Origin of the sequence: Mesorhizobium sp. M1066 (assembly GCF_040318635.1) — a bacterium.
In the GTDB taxonomy this organism is placed as follows: Bacteria; Pseudomonadota; Alphaproteobacteria; order Rhizobiales; family Rhizobiaceae; genus Mesorhizobium.
Genome location: NZ_JAMYMR010000002.1, coordinates 489,414 through 504,694 on the forward strand (window position 1 = coordinate 489,414; position 15,281 = coordinate 504,694).

The 15,281-nt window shown below is 63.1% G+C and carries 16 protein-coding genes; 6 read left to right on the forward strand and 10 right to left on the reverse strand.

Annotation, left to right across the window (positions count from 1 at the left end):
- Window positions 1–244: 244 nt before the first annotated feature.
- Window positions 245–706: a L,D-transpeptidase gene (locus NKH52_RS05365; protein WP_023811018.1), complete on the reverse strand. Its 462-nt coding sequence runs from the start codon at window positions 704–706 to the stop codon at window positions 245–247.
- A gap of 355 nt (window positions 707–1,061) precedes the next feature.
- Between NKH52_RS05365 and NKH52_RS05370 the strand changes: the two genes are divergently transcribed.
- Window positions 1,062–1,394, forward strand: coding sequence for a hypothetical protein (locus tag NKH52_RS05370; protein WP_023811017.1), 333 nt, complete (start codon window positions 1,062–1,064; stop codon window positions 1,392–1,394).
- A 55-nt stretch (window positions 1,395–1,449) separates the two neighbouring features.
- On the forward strand, window positions 1,450–1,617 hold the full coding sequence (locus NKH52_RS05375; protein WP_023811016.1) for a hypothetical protein: 168 nt from the start codon (window positions 1,450–1,452) through the stop codon (window positions 1,615–1,617).
- A gap of 73 nt (window positions 1,618–1,690) precedes the next feature.
- Here NKH52_RS05375 and NKH52_RS05380 read toward each other — a convergent pair whose 3' ends face one another.
- Entirely contained in the window at window positions 1,691–2,392 is a 702-nt protein-coding gene (locus tag NKH52_RS05380) for a winged helix-turn-helix domain-containing protein (RefSeq protein ID WP_352733953.1), read from the reverse strand.
- Between the two features lie 46 nt (window positions 2,393–2,438).
- On the opposite strand from NKH52_RS05380, the gene NKH52_RS05385 reads away from it, so the two are divergent.
- Both NKH52_RS05385 and NKH52_RS05390 read left to right on the forward strand, forming a co-directional pair.
- Window positions 2,439–3,212 (forward strand): response regulator, encoded by a 774-nt coding sequence (locus NKH52_RS05385; RefSeq protein WP_352733951.1) that lies wholly within the window; start codon window positions 2,439–2,441, stop codon window positions 3,210–3,212.
- Window positions 3,213–3,296: 84 nt separating this feature from the next.
- Entirely contained in the window at window positions 3,297–5,384 is a 2,088-nt protein-coding gene (locus NKH52_RS05390) for an ATP-binding protein (RefSeq protein WP_352733900.1), read from the forward strand.
- 112 nt (window positions 5,385–5,496) lie between these two features.
- Here the strand turns inward: NKH52_RS05390 and NKH52_RS05395 are convergent, their stop codons facing one another.
- From NKH52_RS05395 to NKH52_RS05420, 6 genes are all read right to left on the reverse strand, one after another.
- Window positions 5,497–5,907 (reverse strand): hypothetical protein, encoded by a 411-nt coding sequence (locus NKH52_RS05395; protein WP_127295194.1) that lies wholly within the window; start codon window positions 5,905–5,907, stop codon window positions 5,497–5,499.
- Between the two features lie 211 nt (window positions 5,908–6,118).
- Window positions 6,119–7,423 (reverse strand): flavin monoamine oxidase family protein, encoded by a 1,305-nt coding sequence (locus tag NKH52_RS05400; protein WP_352733898.1) that lies wholly within the window; start codon window positions 7,421–7,423, stop codon window positions 6,119–6,121.
- A 98-nt stretch (window positions 7,424–7,521) separates the two neighbouring features.
- Window positions 7,522–8,580, reverse strand: coding sequence for a dipeptidase (locus NKH52_RS05405; RefSeq protein WP_352733896.1), 1,059 nt, complete (start codon window positions 8,578–8,580; stop codon window positions 7,522–7,524).
- Between the two features lie 144 nt (window positions 8,581–8,724).
- Complete coding sequence (locus tag NKH52_RS05410; protein ID WP_023811010.1) at window positions 8,725–9,024, reverse strand: GNAT family N-acetyltransferase; 300 nt, start codon at window positions 9,022–9,024, stop codon at window positions 8,725–8,727.
- A gap of 2 nt (window positions 9,025–9,026) precedes the next feature.
- A complete protein-coding gene (locus NKH52_RS05415) occupies window positions 9,027–9,647 on the reverse strand; it encodes an alpha/beta hydrolase (RefSeq protein WP_352677418.1) in 621 nt (206 codons plus the stop codon).
- Between the two features lie 4 nt (window positions 9,648–9,651).
- The gene (locus NKH52_RS05420; protein ID WP_352733894.1) at window positions 9,652–10,584 is read right to left on the reverse strand and encodes a VOC family protein; all 933 of its coding nucleotides are present in this window, start codon (window positions 10,582–10,584) and stop codon (window positions 9,652–9,654) included.
- A 226-nt stretch (window positions 10,585–10,810) separates the two neighbouring features.
- On the opposite strand from NKH52_RS05420, the gene NKH52_RS05425 reads away from it, so the two are divergent.
- Window positions 10,811–12,382, forward strand: a complete 1,572-nt coding sequence (locus tag NKH52_RS05425) for an alkaline phosphatase family protein (protein ID WP_352966579.1) — start codon at window positions 10,811–10,813, stop codon at window positions 12,380–12,382.
- Window positions 12,383–12,430: 48 nt separating this feature from the next.
- Here the strand turns inward: NKH52_RS05425 and NKH52_RS05430 are convergent, their stop codons facing one another.
- Window positions 12,431–13,768 carry a PRC-barrel domain-containing protein gene (locus NKH52_RS05430; protein WP_352733890.1) on the reverse strand — a complete coding sequence of 446 codons (1,338 nt, stop codon included), beginning with the start codon at window positions 13,766–13,768 and terminating at the stop codon, window positions 12,431–12,433.
- A gap of 254 nt (window positions 13,769–14,022) precedes the next feature.
- Here NKH52_RS05430 and NKH52_RS05435 point away from each other — a divergent pair, with 254 nt between their 5' ends.
- Window positions 14,023–14,943: a diacylglycerol/lipid kinase family protein gene (locus NKH52_RS05435; RefSeq protein WP_352733888.1), complete on the forward strand. Its 921-nt coding sequence runs from the start codon at window positions 14,023–14,025 to the stop codon at window positions 14,941–14,943.
- Between the two features lie 29 nt (window positions 14,944–14,972).
- On the opposite strand, the gene NKH52_RS05440 is transcribed toward NKH52_RS05435, so the two are convergent.
- The gene (locus tag NKH52_RS05440; RefSeq protein ID WP_352611794.1) at window positions 14,973–15,176 is read right to left on the reverse strand and encodes a hypothetical protein; all 204 of its coding nucleotides are present in this window, start codon (window positions 15,174–15,176) and stop codon (window positions 14,973–14,975) included.
- Window positions 15,177–15,281: the final 105 nt, after the last annotated feature.

Below are 15,281 nucleotides of genomic sequence, written 5' to 3' on the forward strand. Positions count from 1 at the left end.
CGGTCGAGGGAGTCCCGCCCGGAAATGCGCAGGGCAAATCGATGGAAGCAAAAGAAAAGAGGCCGGGAATTTCCCGGCCTCTTTCTTTTGGCTGGGCTCGATACCCCGGTTCGAGCTTTGCTCGATACCGCCGGTTTGCGCTGTACTCGATACACCCGGTTCGAGCTGTGCTCGATACCGCAGCGTTTTCCGACGGGAGCCTCGAGGCGTGCCAGCATGCTGACACGCCACCGTTTCCAGCCTGCTACTTGACGATGACGATGCTGGTGTTGGTCGCGCCGAAGGTTTCGACGAGCTGGTAGAAATCGGCGGCGTTGTCGGGGTGCAGCCGCACGCAGCCATGCGACGCCGGCTGGCCGAGGCGCTTGATCGCATAGGTCGCGTGCACCGCATAGCCGCCGCTGAAGAAGACCGAGTGCGGCATCGGGGCGTTGTCGTATTTCTTCGAGTACCACATTTCATGCATGCGGGTCGGCTTGAACGAGCCGGTCGGCGTCACATGGGCCCGGTCGCCGGTGGAGACTTTCCAGGCGAAGGTCGGCCGGCCGTCGACGGAGACTTCCATGATCTGCTGCGAAAGCGAAACGCGCGCCACGATCTTGTTGGCGGCGTGCGCTGCACCCGAGCCGGCGCCGAGCAGCAGTGCTGCACCAGTCAAGGCAGCGGCGGTGATGTTGATGAGCTTCGCGGAAATGGCGGTATGCATGATGAAGTCCCCTCTCTCTGCCGGTTAGGCCGGCTCCAATTCGATGGCCGCTTATCCCAACGTCATGTTTCGAGAGGATTTCGCAAAATGCTCGCTTCTGTTTCGAATCTGTTTCCACCGGTTAACAAACGCCTCCTTATAAGCCTGGCTAGAACAGGCTCGGCAGGCCCGCCCAGCCAAGACCAAGAGTCGGGAACATGAGTATCCGCCCCTAAACGAAAGTGCGAATCGGCGTCATGTGAAAGAACAACCGTCGGCATCGAAACCAACTTGCAACAAAGCGCGGCTCCTAGCGGCATGATCCGGATACGGGCCGCGAGCAAAGTTGACGCAACGAAAACAGCCGGTAACGAACATGGGAACGAAATCGAACGCGCTGTCCTGGCTTCTCAGGATCAGCATCGCGGCAGCGGTCATCGGCGGCGTCGGCACGGTTGCCGGCACCCCGCTGACAAGCCTCGGCGCGATGACTTCGGGCGAGATTTCGACGCTGCATGCCGCACTGTTTTTCGCCACGGTCTGGATTGTTTCCAGCCTGCGCATCGCCCGGCTAAAGGCCCTCTGGCGGGTCGGCCTTAGGCTGACGGGTTTGCGCGGCGCCTCCGGCAACTTGCTGCCGAGAGGACCGAAGGCCCGCGCCGCGACGGGGGGCTCCGTGGGCGGCGCGGGCACTTCGGGGGTATCCTGAAGCGACCCGCAACAGGTCATTTCTAGAGAATTGGCATTTTTGGGGAACTGCGACGATGAAAACGAAATTCGCTGCTTCGGTGCTGTCCGCACTGCTTTACGCCCAAGGCCTGCTCGGCTTTGCCGGTCTTGCCACCATGCTTCTCAGGGACCGCGCCCATGCAAGCGAACTCACCATGGGCAGTGACATGCCGGTGGGGCCATCGCTTCTGCTGGTACGCTGAGTATCAGGAGCATCGGGCCCCAGAGATGGAAAATCCGATGCCCGAAAAAAGGGATTGCGCCAGTACCCGGCAGTCAGTCGGCGAATTGCCGCGGCGGATCGAACCGATAGCCGGCTCCACGTATTGTGGTGATGGTGGCGGTGTCGAGCTTGCGGCGCAGCCGCACGATGCGCGAATCGATCGAACGATCGAAGGCGTCGGCGTTTTCGGCCGGTGCCGCGGCGATGATATCGTCACGCGTCAGCACCTTGCGCGGACTGGCCAGGAACAACCTGAGCAGCGCCACCTGGCCGGGCGAAAGCTGTTCCTCGGAGCCGGAGCGATGCATGACCATGGCCGATCTCAGATCGACGGTCGCGTTCTCCAGCACGATCAGTTCCTGGGTACCCCTGCCGCGGCGCGAAAGCAGGCCGCCGACACGGGCGGCCAGTTCACGGACATTGAGCGGGCTCTCCACGACGTCGGCCGCACCAAGCTCCAGCGCCAGCACCTTGTCGACAAGATCGGCCGGCCGGCAGATGAGGATAAAATCCGGTCCGCCCTCGCCGCCTCCTCCTTGGCCGCCATAACGTCTGAGCAGGTCCCGCCCCTCCGCCTGGCTGAGGCTGTCGCCGACGACGACGACGTCGATGCCCTTTCCCGACAGCAGCGATTCGGCCTCCCAGGGCTGACGTGCCTGATGCACATCGTGGCCGCGCCGCTCGAGATGGTCGGCGAGTTCGGTCGCCACCACTTCGGCTACCGAAACGAGCGCAATAACGGATCGTGCGGCCATCTTTTCCAACCGTTCCCTGGCAACCCGGATATGAGTGCTGGACATGATGTTTATACCCAATCTACTTTCCACTGAAAGTGGGAGCGAAAGCATCGTGCGGGCAAGAATTGTCATCGTCGAGGATGAGCCCGACCTCAGGGACGCGGTCGCCGAATATCTTGGCGCATCCGGCTATGACGTGGCCACCGCTGAAAGTGCTGCCGCGGCGCGCAGCCTCGTTGAAACGCAATCGTTTCATCTCGCCATTCTCGACATCGCCATGCCCGGCGAGGATGGCCTCTCGCTCGGCCGCTGGCTGCGTTCGAAACTGCCGATCGGCATCATCTATGCGACCGCGGCCGGCACCGCGCTCGACCGCATCGTCGGGCTGGAACTCGGTGCCGACGACTACATCGTCAAGCCCTACGAATTGCGCGAAGTGCTGGCCAGGGTGCGCAGCGTGTTGCGCCGGGTTCCCCAGCCGAAGGAGCTCCAGGACAACAAGGCCGGGACGGATCGCCGTTCCGTTACCTTCGGCCCCTTCCAGGCCGATCTCGACGGCAGGCTGGTCACCGGCGCCAATGGCGCGGTGATCGACATGGCCAAGAGTGAGTTCGACGTGCTGGAGATTTTCCTCACCCGCGCCAATCGGCTGCTGACCCGCGCCGCTATCTCCGAGGCGATCGGTTTCACCGAAGATCCGGAATCGTCACGCGCGGTCGACATTCGCATCATGCGGCTACGCAAGAAGATCGAGGCCGATCCCGCCAATCCGAAATTCCTGCGCACGGTGCGCGGCGAGGGCTATATCTTCTCGCTGCCGACCGGCGATGGCAACTGAGGACCGGGCCAGAAGGATTCGGCTGCTCGCCAGCCGGAATAGGCACGACTCCGAATTGGCACGACTCCGGAATGACGGCACAAGATGATCGCTGAAGCAGCAAGCACCGATATGCAAGGGTTCAGGCAGGGCGCGGCGATGGCGGCCGTGCGCGTCGTTCGCCGGCTTCGCGAGGCCGGCGACTGGCAGCGCGAGATGGACGGCATACTGGAAACGCTCTGCCGGGCCATGGATTGCCAGCGCGGCATCCTGTTTCGCTTGCGCGAACTGCCCGGCCAGGGCTTCGCCCAATCCGTCGCCGCTTATTGGATCGACCCTCTTTTCGGCGGCGAACTGGCGTCGCCAACCGTCATCATGCAATCGATCGTCAATTCCGACCCCCTGCTGGAGCGGCTTGCCGAGGACGAACGGCAAGGCAAGATCTTCGCCGGCCATACGCGCGACCTCGAAGGCTTCCTGAGGACCGATTTCGAGAAGCAGAACATCAAATCGTTCCTCTCGGTCTCGGTCTTCGCGCATGGCCATCTCTGGGGCACGCTGGCGGTCAATGACTGCGTCAACGAGCGTGCATGGACGGACGAGGAAGAGGCGACGCTGCATATCATCGCGCTGGCCATCGGCGACGCCATCGAGCGCTCGCCCTCGGACGCCCACGCCAGCGAGGTCATTCGCCGCACCATGCTGCAGGCCTCGCTCGATGCCATCGTCGTCATCGACGAGACCGGCTCAATCATCGAATTCAATCCGGCTGCCGAGAAGATGTTCGGCTTCCAGCGCAGCGACATCCTCGGCAAGGACCTGCTCGATACGATCGTGCCGATCTACTACCGCAAGGGCTATGCTTCGGGGGCCGAATACATGTCCGGCCGCGGTGCGCCGATGGTCGGCCAACGGCTCGAGACGGTGACCCAGAACGCCGCCGGCGAAGTGTTCCCGATCGAGCTGACGGCAACCGAGATGCGGGTTGCCGACCGCCGCCTGATCTTCGGCTCCATCCGCGACCTGCGCGACAAATTGCGCGCCGAGGAGGAGATCGGCCGGCAGCGCGAGAAGCTGCACCAGAACGAGAAGATGGCGGCGATGGGTTCGTTGCTGGCCGGCGTCTCGCACGAGCTCAACAATCCGCTGGCCGTGGTGGTGGCGCAATCGACGCTGCTGCACGAATTCGCTTCCGACCCGCAGACCAAGGTGCGCGCCGAGAAGGTCCGCGCGGCCGCCGAGCGCTGCGGCCGCATCGTCAAGAGCTTCCTGTCGATGGTCCGCCTCCATCCCGCGGCACAAGCCGAGACCGACCTCAACCAGGTGATCCGGTCGGCACTCGAAGTGACCGCCTATGGCGCGCGCTCGAGCGGCATCACCATCGACACCGATTTCGCCGCCGGCCCGCTGCTGGCCATGGCCGACGCCGACCATGTGACGCAGGTGGCGGCCAATTTCCTCATCAACAGCCAGCACGCTTTGGCCGGCATTGCCGGCGACCGGCTGATCAAGGTGCGGACGTTCCGCAGCGACCGCGGTCATCCCTGCTTCTCGGTCGAGGACAATGGGCCCGGCGTGCCGGAAACGATCCGCGGCCGCATCTTCGAATCCTATTTCACCACCAAGCCGGTCGGTGTCGGCACCGGCATCGGCCTGTCGATCTCGAAATCGATCATCGAGCGGCACAATGGCAATGTCTGGTTCGAGGAAGTGCTCCCGAGAGGCGCGCGCTTCGTCGTCCAGCTGCCGGCCATCGTGGCCGGCCTCGCCACCGCCGGCGACAACCAGCCGCGATCGAGCGGCCTGCGCCATGCCTTGATCATCGACGACGAGCCGGATGTCGCCGGCTCGCTCTCCGACATTCTCGAACTGATGGGCATCAAGTCACGGATCGTTCCTGTCTGGGAAACGGGCGCCGCCACTTTGAGCGGCCACATGCCGCCGGACATCGTCTTTTCGGACCTGCGCATGCCCGGCGTTAGCGGCATATCGATCTATCGCGAGTTGCTCGCCGAAAAGCCTGATCTGGCACGGCGTTTCGTGCTGGTCACAGGCGACCTGATCGGTGCGAAAGCCGAAATCGAGGCGCTGCCGGCACAGCAGCGGCCGCAGATCCTGGAAAAGCCGTTCAGCACGCTGGACGTGCGCAGTGTGCTGTCCGCCATTGCCGAACAGGCGGTCTTGAAAGGATAAAGAAGAGGCCCCCGGGGGCGGGGGCCGAAGAAGAGCGCACTGGAGGGAGCGCTCGGGGAGTCCAGGGCATGATCCCAAAGCGGGAACGGTTTCGGATCATGCTTCGACAAAATCAGAAAATATTCGGCGTATCGGCCAAGGGTGCGGCATTGGCGATCATGCGGACGGCGCGGCTCTTGTGTGTTCCGGACTGTTCGGCGATGGCGCGTAGGCAATCGATACTCTCGGCACCCCATGCCTGGCCCTTGCAGGCGAAGTCGGTCACCGGCACCGGCAGACGCGCGGTCCTGGTCGTCGTCTGCGCGCCGTCGATGAGATTGGACGGCGGATTCAACGAAGCGAAGGCCGGCCCGATTGTCGGCGTGAACGCCATGCCGACGAAGGCGCAAGCAGCCAGCACCATGAACATCGCCATGGGGTGGTCGCTGGCCCGCTGGCGCAGCGCCAGTTTCGGACGGCGGTCATTGCGCTCTGGAGCCTGAAGGCGGCTCTCGCCGCGGATCGTCTGGATTTTCGCATGCATTGCCTTCCCCTTCGCTGAGTTTCTTTTGGCGGCGAAATGAACTTATCCACACTTTGTAACAACGATGGGGTGGCGAAGGACTGGCACTGTAACGAATTCGAAACAGCATTCGGGCGAAGTCGGGCAAAATCGGGCATAGCCTCGACGGCACGCGGGCTCGAGGCGCAACCTGACCCGATCTTGCCGAACAGTTTTTCGGAAAAGATCAGACTCAGCCCGGAGCCTGAATCTCGGCAATGATCTTGTGCGCGGCGATACGCCCGGCAATGATAGCGCCCTCGACATACCCCGGAAACGACGGCGAGAGTTCTGAACAGGCGAGATACACCGGGGGTGCGCCGGCAAGGATCGTTCGCTCGGCATCTCTTGCTGTCACGTCGACAACAAGATCGCTGTACGCGCCGCCGCTCCAGCGATCTCCTATCCAGTCACGCAAACTGAAATCGATGACGCCACCGGCATCCGGGCCAAGGGCTGCCTCCAACCGGCCGGTCACCTCCGCACGCAGTTCCGGCTCGCCGAGGTCGCGCCAGCGCAGCGCGAGCGGCCCGCCGACGAACACGACGAGCGCGGCATGCTCCACATCCTTGCCGGCGTCGCAGGCAAACAGCCCCGGCGGATCGAGCCACAACACCATGCCGTTCAAATCCCGCCCGCGCCAAAACGGTTTGGCATAGCGCACCAGGATCTTGATAGCCGCGCCGCTTTTCCAGGCGCCGAGCGCCCGCCCCAGTCCAGCCGGCAAGGCAGGGACAAAGGCGAGCTCCGTCACCGTCGCCGGGGGGACGGCAACCAGAACCGCGCGCGCCTCGATGGCACCCCCGGCCGAAATGACAAGAACACCTTGCGAACTGTGCTCGATGCGCGTGACGGGCTCGCTGAGCCGCAACCGATCGCCAAGGTCGCGGGCCAGATCGTCGGCCAGTGAATGCATGGTTTCGCGCACGAAATATTGCAGCTCCGGCACCTCGTTGGTGACGCGTCGGTCATTGTCGATCAGATACCAGAGAGGAATCCGATCCAGCGCCATGCACCAGAGACCTTCGATCATCGAACGGAAGACGGCCCTGGCATCGGCCGAATCGCGCTGGCGGGCAAGCCAGTCGGCAACGGTCAGCCCCGCAATCGAGACGTCGTCCGGATCGATCCCGTTCATGCGCTCGCGGATTGCCATTGCCGCGTCATAGATCCGCTCTGCTCTTTGTACGGACATCGTCGGCTGGGTGATGAAATCGCCATCGACATAGGTTTCAACCAGCGTCTTGCCGCGCGCCTCGATCAGCGCCATCAATTCCGGCATGTCCTCGCACAGGAACTGACCGCCACTATCGATCCGTTCGCCAAGTCCGTTCAGTCGGGACTCGACGCGTCCGCCGACGCGGTCGTGTGCTTCGAGCAGGATGAAATCGATGTCGGCCTTCTTCATCTCGAGCGCCGCCGACAGGCCCGTGAAACCCGCACCGACGATGACGACATCGGTTCGCTCGAATTCGCCGCCCGTGAAGGTCTTCAGCATTGCCGGCTATCCACCTAATCGCATCCGGCTTCCACCGACGAAGTCTGTCCTTGTCGACATATGCAGACGGGCCGCGCACACCATGCCGCAGGCTGTCTCTAACCTATCGTTTTCTCGAGCATATTGAGCCAGTTACGATAGGCGATTTTTTCGATCAACGCCCGGCCGAAGCCGCGTGCCGCCAATGCATCGACCAGCTTCGGCAGGCCGGCGACATCGCCGATGACGGCCGGGATCATGGCGCCGTCGAAATCGGAGCCAAGACCAACGCCGTCCTCACCCAGCGCCTGCAGCAGCGAATCGATATGCCGCACCATGATGTCGAGGCTGGTGTCGGCATTCATGCGACCGTCCTCGCGCAGGAAGCCGGTTGCGAAGTTCAGCCCGACCATGCCGGCGGTTTCGCGGATCGCGCCGAGCTGCCAGTCGGTCAAGTTGCGCGAATGGCCGCAGATCGCGTGCACGTTGGAATGGGTCGCGACCAGCGGCGCATCGCTGAGCGCCGCGACATCGCGAAAGCCCTTCTCGTTGAGATGCGACAGGTCGATCATGATCTTCAACTGGTTGCAGGCCTTGACCAGCGCCTTGCCGGCATCGGTCAGCCCGGGTCCGGTGTCGGGCGAGGACGGGAAGCGGAACGGCACGCCGTGGCCGAAGGCGTTCGGGCGGCTCCAGACGATGCCGAGCGAGCGCAGGCCGGCTTCATGCAGCACATCGAGCATGGTGAGCTCGGGATCGATCGCCTCGACCCCTTCGATGTGGAACACCGCGGCGATCGAACCTTGCGCCATGGCATTGCGCACATCGCCGGCGCTGCGGCAGACGGTGAGCGCTCCGGCCCGTTCCAGCCTGAACAGGATCGAGGCCATGGCGATGGTCGAGGTCAGCGCCTCATTGCGCGGAACCTCGGGCGGCAGCGGTTCGGCGACGCTCGGCGCCAGGGGCACGGCGCCGCGCCTGGATTTCTCGACAGGCGGCGGAAAGATGGCGAACATGCCGCCGGCGAAGCCGCCGGCTTTCGCGCGTGGCAGGTCGATATGGCCGCCCGATTTTCCCTCGATGAACAGTTTTTCGACGTCCGTGTCTTTCGACTGATAGAGTCTGAGCAACGTATCGTTGTGGCCGTCGAAAACGGGAACGAGATCGGTTTCGGTCATTAGGGGATCATTCGGTTCGTTTGTCGGCGCGGCGGCTAGGATATATCCTATCTACTTAGGCAGGATGCGCCACCCGCGCAAATGCCAAAGCCGCCCCGGCAGGATGGCAGCCGCTTGCCGCGCCGTTTCCAAGCAACGAAATCCCTACCGCTTCAGCACGTCGGCCCATTCCTGATGGCGGCGGAACTGGGCGTTGGCGAACGGGCAGAGCGGGATGATTTTCTTGCCTGCCGCACGCGCATCCTCGACGGCGCGGGTGACGAGCCGAAGCCCGGCACCCTGGCCGCGAAAGACGTCCGGCACTTCGGTGTGGTCGATGATGATCTGGTGCTCACCGATCTTGGTGAAGGTCATCTCGGCCTCGGCTCCATCGGGTCCACGCAGGACATAGCGGCCCTTGGAACCGCGATCCTCAAGTTCGATCTCAGGCAGTTGTTCAGGCATCGCTATGCTCCTTGGGCAGCATCGGCAAAGAACCGCCGTGCCGCCTCGATCTCGTTTGGCCGCACCTCGTGCCCGCCATCGTGCCATTCCACTGTGACATCGGCGCCGTCGGCACGCAAATAGGCCTCGAGCCGCGTGGTCAGGTTCGGCGGACAGATCGGGTCGCGCTTGCCGGCGGTCATCAGAATATGGCGGCCGGCGAGGCTGCCCTTGACCTGCGGCTCGAACGGGATCAGCGGATGCATCAGCACCGACGCGTCGAACAGCGCTGGAGCCGCGAACACCACCGAGGCCAGGACATTGGCGCCGTTGGAATAGCCGAGACCCAGCACGGCCGATGGCTTCGCTGCTTCGACATGGGCCTTGACGAAGCCCGCTATCCTGATCGTCGCCCGTGCCAGATCCTCCATGTCGTAGACGCCCTCGCCGGTGCGGCGAAAGAAGCGCGCAGCACCTTGTTCGGACACGTCGCCGCGCGGCGAGATGATGGTTGCCTGGGGCGTGAGATCGCGCCCCAGCGACAGAAACTGGTTCTCATCGCCTCCAGTGCCATGGAAGACGAACAGCAATGGGCCGCCCGGCGAACCGGGCAGCAGCTTGTGGATGTAAGCGTCCTTGCTCATGAGCTCAGCCTTCCAGGCTCTGCAGATGCTGTTCAAGATACGGCCGCAGGTGCTGGTGCTGCGACGGCAGCTTCAGCGCTTCGCCCAGATGAGCGGTATCCTCGTCGCGGTCGAAACCCGGCTCGTTGGTGGCGACTTCGAACAGCACGCCACCCGGTGTGCGGAAATAGATCGCCCAGAAGTAGTCGCGATCGATCACCGGCGTCACCCCATAGCCGGTGTCCATCAACGCCTTGCGCACCTCGAGCTGCCTGGCGCGGTTCTCGACCGCGAAGGCGACGTGATGGACGGAGCCGGCACCGAGATCGGCGAAGGCCGTGCTCGGCAACGATTCGATGTCGATAACATCGGCGCCATTGCCGTTCTTCACCGCCAGCCGCCTGAGATTGCCGGACTTGTCGACTTCCTCATAGCCCATGAACTTCAGCAGCTCCTCAGTGGCGCCGCCATCCTTCAGCCTGAGCGATACCGAATGGAAACCGCGGATCGCCTGGTCGACCGGAACACCGCCTTTCGCCCAGGGCGCTCTGCCGTCGCCCTTGCCCTCGACCAGCGCGAAGCCGTCACCATCCGGTCCGGCAAAAGCCAGGCGCTTCTCGCCGAAGGTCTCTTCGTGCGAGAGGCCGGTGACGCCCTCATCGGCAAAACGTTTTTCCCAATAGGCAAGCGTGCCTTCCGGCACCGAGTAGACGGTGGTTCCGACTTCGCCGACGCCATGCCGGCCCTTGCCGATGTCGGGGAAAGGGAAATAGGTCATCACCGAACCCGGCGTGCCGGTCTCGTCACCGTAGTAGAGATGGTAGACGTCGGGCGCGTCGAAATTGACGGTCTTCTTGACCCGACGCTGGCCGAGTTTCCTGGTGAAGAAATCGTTGTTCTGGCGGGCATCCCCGGCCATCGACGTGACGTGATGCAGGCCCTTGATCTGGTTGAGCATTGTCTTGCTCCTTCCCTTGGTTCATGTGCGGCCCTCGCCGCTGTCCACGCCAATATGAGGACCAGAGCAGTTTACGCAAAGGCGGCAAACACAGAATGGACTGTGTCGCAAAAGTGAACGATGAAACGAAGTTCGTTCACCAATTGGCTCGCAGGTCAGACTTGCGCCGTGGCCAGAATTCGTTTCCATGAACGGCGTTCGACCTCCCGCGACAAAGGTATCGTGAGTGACTGGAAAAGCCAGGCGGCCTAACATTCTCCTGATCACATGCGACCAGTGGCGCGGTGATTGTCTGTCCGCAGCCGGTCATCCGGTCGTGCGGACGCCGAATGCCGACGCTTTGGCCGCGGAGGGTGTGCTGTTCAAGCGGCACTATGGCGGCGCGGCGCCCTGCTCGCCCGCCCGCGCCTGCCTCTACACCGGCCTCTACCAGATGAACAACCGCGTCTGCCGCAACGGCACGCCGCTCGACGCGCGCCACGGCAACATCGCGCTCTCGGCTCGCGCTCTGGGCTATGATCCGACGCTGTTCGGCTACACCGACGTCTCGCTCGATCCGCGCCTGCTGGCGCCGGGCGATCCGCGGCTGCAAAGCTATGAAGGCGTGCTGCCCGGCTTTACGGTGCGCCAGTTGCTGCCGGAGCACCAGAAGCAATGGCTATCCTGGCTGGAGCTGCAAGGTGTCGACGCCAGCGCCGGGTCCCCCGACATCCACCGCCCCGTTGCCGACGGCGCGGCCGGGACCACCATCAGCAACGCGCCGCCCGTCTACTGCGGGAAACAAACCCCGGCGGCCTTCCTGACCGGCGAATTCACGCGTTGGCTTGGCGAACAGGAGCACGCCGCGCCGTGGTTCGCGCATCTTTCCTTCATCAGCCCGCACCCGCCCTTCATTGCCCCGGAGCCCTACAATACAATGTACGATCCGGCTGACGGCGCGGCCTTCCGGCGCGCGGCAAGCTGGCAGGAAGAGGCGGAAAACCATCCCTATCTTGCCTATGATCTCGGCCGGCAGAAACAGATAAAATTCCGGCCCGAAGCCAGAGGCAAGGTGCACGACTGGAGCGAAGACGATTTTCGCCGCATCCGCGCGATCTATTACGGCATGATTTCCGAGGTCGACGCGCAGCTCGGCCGCGTCTGGCAAGCACTTAAGGCCGCGGGCGCGTGGGACGACACCATCATCGTGCTCACCTCGGACCATGCCGAGATGATGGGCGACCATTTCATGCTGGGCAAGGGCGGCTATTTCGACGGCAGCTACCACATTCCGCTGATTATCCGCGATCCGCGCCACGGCAAGGCGGCCGGCGGCAATGTCGACCGCTTCCCCGAAGCGGTCGACATTTTGCCGACGCTTCTCGACCTGCTCGGCGAAGAGCCCGCGCCGCATCTCGACGGCACGTCGCTGAAGCCGTTCCTGAGCGGAGAAACCCCTGCGACGTGGCGCGATGCCGCGCATTGGGAGTTTGACTTCCGCTCGATCGCCGACGGCGAGGCGGAACGCCATTTCGGCATCGGCTCACGCCAATGCAATCTCGCCGTTATCCGCACGGAACATTTCAAGTATGTGCATTTCGGCGGCAACCTGCCGCCGCTGCTGTTCGATCTGGAAAACGATCCGGGCGAGCTGGACAATCTCGCGGCCGACCCCAGTCATCTCACCGTGCGCCTGGAATTCGCCGAACGGCTGCTCGCCTGGCGGGCCGAACATCTCGACCAGTCGTTGGCACTGGCCGAATTGACCGAGAACGGCCTAGTCGGCCATGCCACTGGCCTGCCACCTGGCCACACATAAATAAAGCCCGCGCCGTTGCCAGCGCGGGCTTCATTTGGCGGAACAGAATTACCTTACGATCATGCGCTGCTGATCGCGCTGTTCGGCGTAACTGCCTTTGTCATAGGCGGTTTGAGCCTCGAGCTGTTCCTTGGTGAAGGTCGTGTACAGATATTTGTTGCCGTCCTTGTCGGTCATGAATTTGAGATTATCCATGCCGACCGCGACTTCCTTCTCGCCGATGCCGAGGAAGCCGCCGACGTCGACGATCACCGCGTCGGCCTTCTTGTCGGGCGCAAGCACGACATCGCCGATCTCGCCGACCCTGGCGTCGTTGGCGCCGTAGACAGTCGTGCCCTTCAGGTCATCGGCACGAATCTCGCCGACCGGCATCTCGGTCAAGGTCGACTTGTCGATGGCGGCAGTCTGTGTCTGGTCGGGAGCCGAGGCGTCAGGGGTCGTCGCTGCCGGAGCTTCGGCGGTCTTGTCTGCCGGAGCGACAGCAGGAGCCGTGGTGTCAGAGGGCAGAGCTGCCGGAGCGGTGGCCGCAGGCTCGTTGGAAGCCGTCGTTGCCGGCGCCGGATCATAGGCCTTGCGGTCGAAATCCGGCTGCGCCTGCAGCTCTTCCTTGGTGGTCTGGGCGACCAGCCAGCGGTCGCCATTCTTCTCGGCCCACTGCGCCTTGGAGAAGTCATAGGTGACGTTCTTGGCGCCGAGACCAAGGAAACCACCAACGCCGATGACAAGCGACTCGGCCTTGCCTTCCTTGGTCAGCACGATGTCGTTGACGTCGCCGATATTCTGCGCGTCGTCGCCGGTGCCGTTATAGACGTTTTCACCGATGATGTTGGTGGCAAGGTTACCCTCCGCGCGCTTCACCGGTTCCGCCGGTGCGGCGTTCATGTCGGCCGGCTTTTGTGCCGTGTCCGTCGTAGCGGGTGCCGTCGGTGCTGTCGCGTCGGTCGATGCGGCAGGCGCCGGGGCCGGCGCGTAGGGCTTGCTGTCGAATTCTGCCTGTGCCGTCAGCTCGTCCTTGGTCGTCTGGGCCACCAGCCAGCGGTCGCCATTCTTTTCGGCCCACTGCAGCTTGCCGTAGTCGAAGGCGACGCTCTTGGCGCCGACGCCCAGAAAACCGCCGACGTCGATGACAACGGATTTCGCCTGCCCATCCTTGTCGAAGACAACGTCGCTGACCTTGCCGATGTTCTCGGCGTCATCGCCGGTGCCGTTGTAGACGGATTCACCGATGATGTTGGTGACGATGCTGCCCTCGGCGCGGACCGTCGCGGCGCCTGCCTCCTGAACGGTTGGACTCTGCGCCGGCGCTGGGGTCGTCGCACTCTGCGCATGAGCGCCGGTGGCGATCAGCGTTGCGAGTGCGGTGGTGGCTAAAAGATTGCGGATCATGATAGTCTCTCCTCGTGCCTGATCTCATGCGCCGCGTGTTCGTTGGAAAATCGGACGCGGCATCTACAGGTTCACAACGTTGTGACCAGTCTGTTGTTCCGACAAAACCGCTGTCGTCCGGGGAACGAACCACAGAAATGATCGCGCCGCCGGGCAGCCACCCCGTTAGGAAGGGAACCTTTCCGTCGCCGCCGCGTTTCAGCCATAGGCTGGGTGTCTCCCGGCCGTTTTTGGCTAACATGGTGGAGCGGGGCATGAAATTCGCAGCGGTGCTGAACCGGGATGGCGGCACTTTGCGCACCACAGACCTCGCCGCTTTCTCCGACAGGATGCATCGGACGCTTGAGACGGCCGGTCACTCGCTCAGCATCGAGATTGTCGCCGGCAAGGACGTGGTGGAAACGCTCGACAGCGCGGCTTCGCGTCGCTCGGTCGATATCGTGCTGGCGGGTGGCGGCGACGGAACCATTTCCGCCGCGGCCGCCCGGTTGATGGGCACGAAGAAGGCGCTTGCCATATTACCGGCCGGCACCATGAACCTGTTCGCACGCGGGCTGGGCATCCCGCAGTCGCTTGACGGCGCGCTGAAATCCTTCGCCGACGGCGAAATCATAGCGGTCGACGTGGCGACGGCCAATGGCCAGCCTTTCGTGCACCAGTTCTCGATCGGCATGCATGCGAAGATGGTGCAACTGCGCCAGAAGATGGAGTTCGGTTCGCGGTTGGGAAAGATCCGCGCCTCGGCCAAGGCGGCTTGGGCGACGATCAATAATCCACCTGCGATGAATGTGACGCTCAGCATCGGCGAAGCCGAAATGGCGGCCCGCATCACCGGCATCGGCGTCACCAACAATTTGTTCGGCGAAGGCCATTTGCCCTACGCCGACAATCCGGCGGGCGGCGTGCTTGGTGTCTATGTCACGGTGGCGAAGCAGCGCGCCGAACTGGTCAAGTTCTTCTTCAACGTGGCGCGCGGCAAATGGCGCGACAACGAACATGTCGAAATCCACCAGACGAACAGAACGGTGCTGAGAATCCATTCGAGCAGCCGCAAGTTTCGCGCCGTCATGGACGGCGAACTGGTCAGGCTTGACCGTGAAACGGTAATCGAAATCCAGCCTGGCGCGCTGAATGTACTGGTGCCGGCTAGCGCGGCTCAATCGAGAGCCGCCTAATGCGGTGCGTTGCGACGAACAAACCGGCTTTAACCAGCAGGAGCCTGCTCGGTGGTGTTCGGCGGTGTGGGGACGTGCTGTTCGTCGCTGGTTGGCGCCTTGATCAACACACCATAGATCTCGGCAATGCCCCACGCGGCAAACACCAAAAGCAATGCGGCGATCAGGATTCGAAATCCATGCCAGCCCCATCGCCCCTGCCGCGCCTTGTTTTCTGGAATGATCTTGGCCATGCTCGATCCCTGTCTCATTCTGCACCAACTGGCGCGCTTGGCGAATCATTGTCGGGTAACGGTTCCTCGCTAGGATGGTTCCGGAAGAGCGCCCTGCCCTTGCAC